An 8,285-nucleotide genomic window follows, 5' to 3' on the forward strand; every position below is an offset into this window, starting at 1 on the left:
CGGCTGCGCCGCGCCGCCACCTGGCCGGCCAGCTTGGCAAGGCCCTCCCGGCGGTCCGCGGCGGCCCGCAGGAGCCGGGCCAGTCGCTGCTGCTCCTCGGCGTGGGCTGACTCGACTTCGGCGCGGTGCGACACGGCATCCTGAAGGTGCTGCTGTGCCTGCTCCACCTCGGTCAGCAGCACCTGCTCCTGCTCACGCACCTGTGCAGCCTGGGCACGCAGCTCGTCGGGATCACGCCGCCCCGCGGGCTGCTCCTCCTGCTCGTCGGCGGTGAGCAGCCGGACCCGCTCAGCGGCGAGGTCACCGGTCGCGGTGAGCCTCTCGCGCAGCGAGGACAGGGCAAACCACTGCTCCTGCGCCTTGGCCACCAACGGGGCGGCCTCGCGCGACTCCTCCTCGAGCGACGTCATACGCTCCTGGGCCGCGGCCAGTGACTGCTCCACCTCGGTGCGGTGGGTGATCAGGGCGGTTTCGTCCGCGACGTCCTGCTCGAGGGTGCTGGTCAGCTGGACCAGGTCGTCGGCGAGGAGCCGCAACCGGGCATCACGCACGTCGGCCTGGATCACGGCGGCCTGGCGCGCGGTCTCGGCCTGCCGGCCGAGCGGCCCGAGCTGGCGCCGGATCTCGGAGGTGAGGTCGGTGACGCGGGTGAGGTTGCCCTCCATCGCGTCGAGCTTGCGCAGGGCGCGTTCCTTGCGCTTGCGGTGCTTGAGGACGCCGGCCGCCTCCTCGATGAAGCCGCGGCGCTCCTCGGGCGTGGCCCGCAGCACCGTGTCGAGCTGGCCCTGGCCCACGATGACGTGCATCTCGCGACCGATGCCCGAGTCGGAGAGCAGCTCCTGGATGTCGAGCAGCCGACAGTGGGTGCCGTTGATGGCGTACTCGGAACCTCCACCGCGGAACATGATGCGCTTGATCGTCACCTCGGTGTAGTCGATCGGCAGCGCACCGTCGCTGTTGTCGATGGTGAGCGCGACCTCCGCCCGTCCGAGCGGGGCCCGGCCGGACGTCCCCGCGAAGATGACGTCCTCCATCTTGCCGCCGCGCAGGCTCTTGGCGCCCTGCTCCCCCATCACCCAGGCGAGCGCGTCGACGACGTTGGACTTGCCCGACCCATTGGGCCCGACGATGCAGGTGATTCCCGGCTCGAGCTGCATGGACGTCGCGGAGGCGAAGGACTTGAAGCCCCGCATGGTCAGGCTCTTGACGTACACGAGCGATGGGCTCCCTCTGGCCGGCGATGATCGAGGGCCACTGTACCGGCGGGGAGGTCGGACTTCGGGGAGGTGCAGGCGGCCCGGAGACGCGTGTGACCGATGAGGTTGCTGTGGTCAGAGTTGTTCTTGCGACGGGCTGAGTCGACGTCCTGGCGCCGGTCCTAGCGCTGGTCCACCGGTGCCACGCGTGACCGGTCGTCCCTCAACCGGTCGTTGTCCGCCTGCAGTCCCTCGATGAGTTGCTCGAGGTCCCGCACCCTGATCCGCAGGCGCGCCGTCTCCTGAAGCAGGCGGTCGTCGCGGATCGTGCGGTGACCCAGTAGTGCCTTGGCCATGTCCACTCCGATGTGATCCCTGACGAGGGTGTTGGCAGGGGGTGCGGGTGAGTTGCCCCGACGCGTGTACGTGGGCACCTCCAGAATCCCACCCCTCTCTGCGCAGGTCAACGGGGGGTCACGCACCGCCCAGGGCTGCGAGCACCAGTCCGATCGGGATGCTGACGAGGATGACCAGCACGAGCAGCAGGTAGACCCAGTGGATCCAGGGGCTGCCCGCTCCGTCACCAGGGCGGCCCACCCGCACCACGCGGGCGAAGAGCACCAGAGCCACCACCAGCAGCGCGCCGCCGACGTCCACCACGACCGGACGCTCGAGCACGGCACCGACGATGACCAGCGCGCTGCCGAGGTTCCAGCCCACCAGCTCCCACACGATGGTCGGCCGGCCGGGGAGCTCGTGGGCGAGCCACGCCTGGCCCACCCCGAAGACGAGCTGGGCCACCCCCACGACGAGCACAAGGTATGCCGCCGCCCACGACCCGTGCTGCCAGGACAACGGGCCGGTCGCCGCCGAGACGAGCCCCCCGCCGATGATGCCGACTGTACCTAGCACGGCGAAACCCGTTGCGCTTCTGACTCTTTCGTGAGCGATCACGCTGCCCGCAGTGTCGCTGCCCATCGCTGTCATCGGGGCGTCCCGTTCATCGCGCCATCTCCGTCGTCTCACCGTTCGCCGAAGCCGGTCAACCGGCCATCGACCTCACGCCACTGTGTCGCGCTGCTCTCGACACGGCCGGGTCGCCCTGTCGTGCTGGGCTGTTCACGGATCAGGTCCTCCAGCCGCTCGATGTCCGCGCGCGGTCCCTGCGCACACACCTCGACGCGTCCGTCGGCCAGGTTGCGCGCGAACCCCACCAGACCGAGCTCCAGCGCTCGCGCCCGCGTCCACCACCGGAACCCCACACCCTGCACGCGGCCGCGCACGAAGATGGTGGCTCGTTCCATGGACTCGATCCTACGAACCCGGTGCGGCCTCGAGGTTCTCACCCTCCACCTGTGGTCGCGCTCCTCCGCGGCGGGTCGCTCCGCTCCATCGTCGCCGCTCGTCGTCGCCGCTCGTCGTCGCCGTTCCGTGTCGCCGCTCGTCGTCGCTCAGGTGCGCCGCTGACGTGGCCGCGGCTGGCAGCGCGGGCAGGAGTAGGACGAGCGGTTCATGAACTGCTCCCGGCGCAGCGGCGTCCCGCACCGCTCGCACGGCTCGCCCTCGCGGCCGTAGACGTCGAGCCGGCGCGAGAAGTATCCGCTGGCGCCGTTGACGTCCACGTAGAGCGCGTCGAAGCTCGTACCGCCCGCGGCGAGCGCCTCGGTCATCACCTGCCGGGCGTGGTCGAGGACGCGCGACAGGGTCGGCTTGGTCAGCAGCGACGCCTCCCGCTCACCGTGCACCTGAGCCCGCCACAACGCCTCGTCCGCATAGATATTGCCGATGCCCGAGACGAGCCCCTGGTCGAGCAGCGCCCTCTTGATGCCCGAGCGCCGTGCCTTCATCCGCCGCACGACCGCCTGTTGGTCGAAGGCGTCCTCGAGCGGGTCGGGCGCGATGTGCGTGATCGTGGCGGGCACGCCGTAGGGCCGTGGGGTGCGGGCTGCGCCGGTGACGTCCGGCACGAGGTCCGCGAGCGCCATACCACCGAACGTGCGTTGGTCGACGAACCGCAGTTGGGGGTCGTTGTCGAAATCCACTGTGGCGTGCAGGTGCTTCTCACGCGGCGCGGTCGCCGGCTCGACGAGCAGCTGGCCACTCATGCCGAGGTGGATGATCAGCGCCTGGAGGTGCTCGTCGGGTGGCTCGAGCGTCAGCCAAAGGTACTTGCCACGCCGTTCGGCGGCCCGCACCAGGTTGTCGCGCAATCGGTCGGCCAGGTCGACCGGTCCGGCGACGTGCCGGCGGGCCACCCGCTGTCCCGTCAGCGACGCGGACCGGATCCGCCGGCCGACCACGTGCTTCGCCAGGCCACGGCGGACGACCTCGACCTCGGGGAGCTCAGGCATCCGTCGCCGAGGACACGCCCTCGTCCACAGCCACGTCCTCTGGTTCGGGCTCGGCGGAGAGGACAGCCTCGGCACGTCGGGTCAGCTCGGTCCAGGCGATCTCGGCGGCCTTCTGCTCGGCCTCCTTCTTGCTGCGCCCGACCCCGGTGCCGAGGATCTCCTCGGCGACCACGGCGTGGGCGGTGAAGACCTTCTCGTGGTCTGGTCCCTCCTCCGTCACGGCATACTCCGGGACGCCCAGTGTCCCCGCGGCGGTGAGCTCCTGCAGGCTGGTCTTCCAGTCGAGCGCGGCGCCGAGGCTCGCCGAGGTCGCCATCAGCGGGTCCAGGAGGTGGTGCACGAAGGTGGTGGCCGCGGGCAGGCCGGCCGAGAGGTAGACGGCGCCGATCACCGCCTCCGTGGTGTCCGCGAGGATCGACGGCTTGTTGCGCCCTCCCGTGCTCTCCTCGCCGCGGCCGAGCAGCAGGTAGTCGCCCAGGCCCATGGTGCGCGCGACCTCGGCGAGGGCACGGCTGTTGACCACGGCGGCGCGCAGCTTGGCCAGCTGCCCCTCCGCGAGGTCCGGGTGGGCGGAGAAGAGCGTGTCGGTCACGACGAGACCGAGCACGGAGTCGCCGAGGAACTCGAGCCGCTCGTTGTTGGGCAGACCGCCGTGCTCGTAGGCGTAGGAACGGTGGGTCAGGGCACGCAGGAGCAGCGGCTCGTCGACGTCCCCTCCGACCACCTGCTTGAGGTAGTCGGAGAGACCCTCGACGGGCCGCTGCGACGCGCCGTTGCCCCGGGACCGGTGCACCGGAGAGTCAGTCACGCGAGTGAGGACCTGTCAGCCCTGGTACTCGGTGCGCTCCGCGGTGCCGTAGTGGCGACCGGCATACGTGCCGCACGACGGGCAGGCGATGTGGGGCTGCTTGGGGGCCTTGCACTGGGGGCACGCGGTGAGCGTGGTGGCGCTGGCCTTCCAGTTCGCGCGGCGCGAACGGGTGTTGGACCGCGACATCTTCCGCTTCGGGACAGCCACGTCAGTTCCTCTTCTCGTCAGTACTGCTCGGCGCCGCGAGGTCTCGCAACGCCGCCCATCGGGGGTCGATCACATCGTGCTGGTGGTCCGGGTCGTCCGCGAGCCGGGCCCCGCACTGGGGACACAGCCCGGGGCAGTCCTCCCGGCACACCGGCTGGAACGGCAGTGAGGGCACCACCGCGTCCCGCAGCACGGGCTCGAGGTCGAGCAGGTCGCCCTCGAGCTCATACACGTCTTCCTCGTCCTCGGGAGCACCCACCTCGTGGTGGTGTGCCGCCCGGTCGGCATACGCGAAGAGCTCCTGGAACCGAGCCTCGACCGGTTGGTCGGCGCGGTCCAGGCACCGCACGCAGGCGCCGACGGCCGTGGCACGCGCCGAGCCAGTCACCAAGACGCCCTCGACGACGGACTCGAACCGCACGTCCAGCTCGATGGGCTGGCCGGGCGGGACGGCGATCACGTCGGTGCCGAGGTCGGCAGGCGCCTCGACGGTGCGTGACATCGTCAGCATCGAGCCGGGTCGTCTGCCCAGTTCCTGGAGGTCGAACACCAGGGGCAGGCGGGGGTCGAGGCGGTTCATGACTCCACAGTCGTCGAGGTGGCTCGGCCCACGTCACGGCAGACGAAGACCGACACATGAGGTTACCGGAGCAGGTGCCGCTCACCCAAACCGAGCGGAAGCAACCGACCGGTATGCCGTGCCGATGGGGGCTCGATGTCCTGGCACCTCGGCGGCAGGGTCGCTCCGCTGGGCTGCGTGCCGCAGCGCCTCCGCGGCCGTCCGCTCCGCCCCATCGTCGCCGTTGTCGTCGCTGCGGCCCATCGTCGCCGCTGGCCGTCGTCGCCGGGCCTATTGTCGGCGCTGGTCGTCGCCGCCGTCCCCTCGCCGCGCCACTCGCGCGAGGAGCGGCTCGAGCACCGGCTCCGGCACCATCTGCGAGACGTCGCCGCCCAGGCTCGCGACCTCGCGGATGAGCGAGCTCGACAGGTGCCCGAGCTCCGGAGCGGCCGGAAGGAACACGGTCTCGATGCCGGTCAGCTGGCGGTTCATCAGCGCCATCGGCAGCTCGTAGGCGAAGTCGGTGTCGCTGCGCAGGCCCTTGAGGATGGCCTGGGCCCCGACCTCCCGGCAGACGTCGACCAGGAGCGTCCGGGCGAACACCTTGACGCGGACGTTGGGCAGGTCGGCGAGCGACTGGTGCAGCAGGTCCTGGCGTTCCTGCACGGTGAACGTCCCTCGCTTGGCGGGGTTGTGCATGACGGCCACGACGACCTCGTCGTAGAGGGCGCTCGCGCGCCGGAACACGTCCATGTGCCCGAGGGTGACCGGGTCGTAGGAGCCGGGGCAGACACACCGGCGGGTCGTCTCGCTCATCGACCCGAACCTAGCAGCGTGCTCCTCCTCCCCCAGATGTCCTGCGTACCGGTCGCCCTGGCGACCACACCGCAGGACCTTGCGCCCCCCGAATTGTGGGACGTCCTGCGAACGGGTCGTCCCGGCGACCACATCGCAGGACGTCCCCGAATGCGCGGTCTAGTGAACTCGGGCACGGCGGTCAGGGCACGCGCTGGGGTCAGGCGATGTCGCCCTCCCCGACGGCCTCGGCGAACCACAAGGTCGTCTCGCCGTAGCGTCGAGGTCCGATCAGCTCGATCCCGCCGGGCCAGAGCGGCTCGGGTGAACGGGTGGACCGCTCGACCACGAGCAGCGCCTCGTCCACGAGCCAGTCGTGGGCGACCAGCAGGCGGAGCACCTCGCCGAGCGACTCCTGTGTGACAGGGTAGGGCGGGTCGGCGAGCACCAGATCGACCTTGGCGTCCAGCGGAGGCCCCGACCGCAGGACCCGCTCCACCGTGTCGGCCCGGACGTCGACCCCGTGAAGTCCCAGCTCCTTGACGTTGCGCCGGGCCACGACCGCGGCCGGACGTGCCGACTCCACCAGCGTGACGAAGGCCGCTCCCCTGCTGCTGCACTCGAGCCCGAGGGCGCCCGACCCGGCATAGAGGTCGAGGACGCGGGCCTCGTGCAGCACCTCGAGGTGCTCGAGGCGCGAGAAGAGGGCTTCGCGCACCCGGTCGCTGGTGGGCCGGGTGCCGTTGCCGGGCGGGGTGTGGATGCGCCGGCCACCGACGGATCCGGCGATGATGCGCGTCATCCGCGGATCAGCCCCTCTCCAGGTAGGTGACCTGTTCCTCGTCGAGGACCTCCACGATCCGGTCGCGCAGCACGGGGTGCTCGACGAGCGCCGGATCCTGCGACACCAGCGCCCGGGCGTCCTCCTGGGCCTCGACGATGAGCGTCTCGTCGCGCAGCAGCTGCAGGAAGCGCAGCTGTCGGCGCCCCCCTGACTGGTGGGCCCCGAGGACGTCACCCTCGCGACGCTGTTCGAGGTCGACCCGGGAGAGCTCGAAGCCGTCCGTCGTGGCCTCGACCGCGGTCAGTCGTTCGAGGGCCGGCCCCTCCTCGACGTCGCTCATCAGCAGACAGATCCCGGGCGCCGAGCCACGACCGACGCGGCCGCGCAGCTGGTGCAGCTGCGAGACACCGAAGCGGTCGGCGTCCACGATCACCATCACCGTGGCGCCGGGGACATCGACCCCGACCTCGATCACCGTCGTCGCGACCATGACGTCGATCTCGCCCGCGGCGAACGCCCGCATGGTGGCGTCCTTCTCGTCGGCGGGCATGCGTCCGTGCAGCACGGCGAGCCGCAACCCCGCCAGGGCCGGTGTCTCCCGCAACCGCTCGAACTGTTCGTAGACCCCGGTCATCGCAGGCCCGGCTGCCCCGTCGTCGCCGCCCTCGGCCGCGAGATCCTCCTCGTCCGAGGACTCCTTCGTGACCACCGCGTCTCCCGGCGGGTCACCGATGCGGGGGCACACGACATACGCCTGGTGGCCCGCCCGCACCTCCTCGGCGACGCGCTCCCAGGTGCGCTGCACCCAACGCTCGTTGCTGCCGGGGACCAGGTGGGTGGAGATCGGCGAGCGCCCCTGGGGCAGCTCGGCCAGCGTGGAGGTCTCCATGTCGCCGAAGACCGTCATGGCGACGGTGCGCGGGATGGGCGTTGCGGTCATGACCAGCACGTGCGGCGGCTGGGCGGCCTTGCCGCGCAACGCGTCCCGCTGCTCGACGCCGAAGCGGTGCTGCTCGTCGACGACGACGAGCCCGAGGTCGGCGAACTGCACATGGTCCTGGATCAGGGCGTGCGTGCCGATCACGATGCCCGCCTCGCCGGAAGCGGCCTCCAGCAGGTTCTTCTTGCGTATGCCGGCCGGCTGGCTCCCCGTGAGCAGCGCCACCCGGGTGCCGATCTCGCTGCCGCCGAGCATGCCGCCCTCGGCCAGGTCGGCCAGCATCGCCGTGATGGAGCGGTGGTGCTGCTGGGCGAGCACCTCGGTCGGCGCGAGCAGGGCCGCCTGTCCGCCGGAGTCGATGACGGTGAGCATCGCGCGCAGCGCCACGACCGTCTTGCCGGAGCCCACCTCGCCCTGCAGCAGCCGGTGCATGGGGTGGCTGCTCGCCAGGTCCACCGCGAGGGCGTCGCCCACCTCCCGCTGCCCCTTGGTGAGTTCGAAGGGCAGCCGGGCGTCGAACTCCTCCAGCAGTCCCCCCGGCACTGCCCGGCGCGGGGTGGCGGGCTGCTGCTGGTGGGCCGCCCGGCGCACCGCGAGCGCGGTCTGCACGACGAACGCCTCGGCATACCGCATGCGGCGCAT

At 71.2% G+C, this 8,285-nt stretch carries 11 protein-coding genes; all 11 read right to left on the bottom strand.

The window, feature by feature from the left end; all coding sequences use genetic code 11:
- A partial coding sequence (locus FRW57_RS13605) for a chromosome segregation SMC family protein (RefSeq protein WP_152186229.1) occupies window positions 1-1,214 on the bottom strand: 1,214 nt, incomplete at its 3' end.
- A 164-nt stretch (window positions 1,215-1,378) separates the two neighbouring features.
- On the bottom strand, window positions 1,379-1,552 hold the full coding sequence (locus tag FRW57_RS24060) for a hypothetical protein (RefSeq protein WP_202911550.1): 174 nt from the start codon (window positions 1,550-1,552) through the stop codon (window positions 1,379-1,381).
- A 118-nt stretch (window positions 1,553-1,670) separates the two neighbouring features.
- Window positions 1,671-2,108: a hypothetical protein gene (locus tag FRW57_RS23260; RefSeq protein WP_162529360.1), complete on the bottom strand. Its 438-nt coding sequence runs from the start codon at window positions 2,106-2,108 to the stop codon at window positions 1,671-1,673.
- Window positions 2,109-2,218: 110 nt separating this feature from the next.
- A complete protein-coding gene (locus FRW57_RS13615) occupies window positions 2,219-2,500 on the bottom strand; it encodes an acylphosphatase (protein WP_137121828.1) in 282 nt (93 codons plus the stop codon).
- A 147-nt stretch (window positions 2,501-2,647) separates the two neighbouring features.
- Window positions 2,648-3,547, bottom strand: coding sequence for a bifunctional DNA-formamidopyrimidine glycosylase/DNA-(apurinic or apyrimidinic site) lyase (gene mutM, locus FRW57_RS13620; protein ID WP_137121827.1), 900 nt, complete (start codon window positions 3,545-3,547; stop codon window positions 2,648-2,650).
- Complete coding sequence (gene rnc, locus FRW57_RS13625; RefSeq protein ID WP_274381583.1) at window positions 3,540-4,355, bottom strand: ribonuclease III; 816 nt, start codon at window positions 4,353-4,355, stop codon at window positions 3,540-3,542. Before rnc ends, mutM begins: the two co-directional genes overlap by 8 nt.
- 15 nt (window positions 4,356-4,370) lie before the next feature.
- Entirely contained in the window at window positions 4,371-4,565 is a 195-nt protein-coding gene (gene rpmF, locus FRW57_RS13630; protein WP_137121826.1) for a 50S ribosomal protein L32, read from the bottom strand.
- 1 nt (window position 4,566) lies between these two features.
- Entirely contained in the window at window positions 4,567-5,145 is a 579-nt protein-coding gene (locus FRW57_RS13635) for a YceD family protein (RefSeq protein WP_137121825.1), read from the bottom strand.
- A gap of 270 nt (window positions 5,146-5,415) precedes the next feature.
- On the bottom strand, window positions 5,416-5,940 hold the full coding sequence (coaD, locus tag FRW57_RS13640; RefSeq protein ID WP_137121824.1) for a pantetheine-phosphate adenylyltransferase: 525 nt from the start codon (window positions 5,938-5,940) through the stop codon (window positions 5,416-5,418).
- A 199-nt stretch (window positions 5,941-6,139) separates the two neighbouring features.
- Complete coding sequence (rsmD, locus tag FRW57_RS13645) at window positions 6,140-6,721, bottom strand: 16S rRNA (guanine(966)-N(2))-methyltransferase RsmD (RefSeq protein WP_152186231.1); 582 nt, start codon at window positions 6,719-6,721, stop codon at window positions 6,140-6,142.
- Between the two features lie 7 nt (window positions 6,722-6,728).
- The coding region (locus tag FRW57_RS13650; RefSeq protein WP_152186232.1) for an ATP-dependent DNA helicase RecG at window positions 6,729-8,285 on the bottom strand (1,557 nt) is incomplete at its 5' end.

The sequence above is a fragment of the Segeticoccus rhizosphaerae genome, assembly GCF_009192725.1.
Lineage (GTDB): Bacteria > Actinomycetota > Actinomycetes > Actinomycetales > Dermatophilaceae > Segeticoccus > Segeticoccus rhizosphaerae.

Bases quoted from the DNA above. Each gene is read 5' to 3' on its own strand.
- FRW57_RS13615 (WP_137121828.1), bottom strand. From the start codon at position 2,500: ATGGAACGAGCCACCATCTTCGTGCGCGGCCGCGTGCAGGGTGTGGGG.
- mutM (WP_137121827.1), bottom strand. From the start codon at position 3,547: ATGCCTGAGCTCCCCGAGGTCGAGGTCGTCCGCCGTGGCCTGGCGAAG.
- FRW57_RS13635 (WP_137121825.1), bottom strand. From the start codon at position 5,145: ATGAACCGCCTCGACCCCCGCCTGCCCCTGGTGTTCGACCTCCAGGAA.
- coaD (WP_137121824.1), bottom strand. From the start codon at position 5,940: ATGAGCGAGACGACCCGCCGGTGTGTCTGCCCCGGCTCCTACGACCCG.
- FRW57_RS24060 (WP_202911550.1), bottom strand. From the start codon at position 1,552: ATGGCCAAGGCACTACTGGGTCACCGCACGATCCGCGACGACCGCCTG.
- rsmD (WP_152186231.1), bottom strand. From the start codon at position 6,721: ATGACGCGCATCATCGCCGGATCCGTCGGTGGCCGGCGCATCCACACC.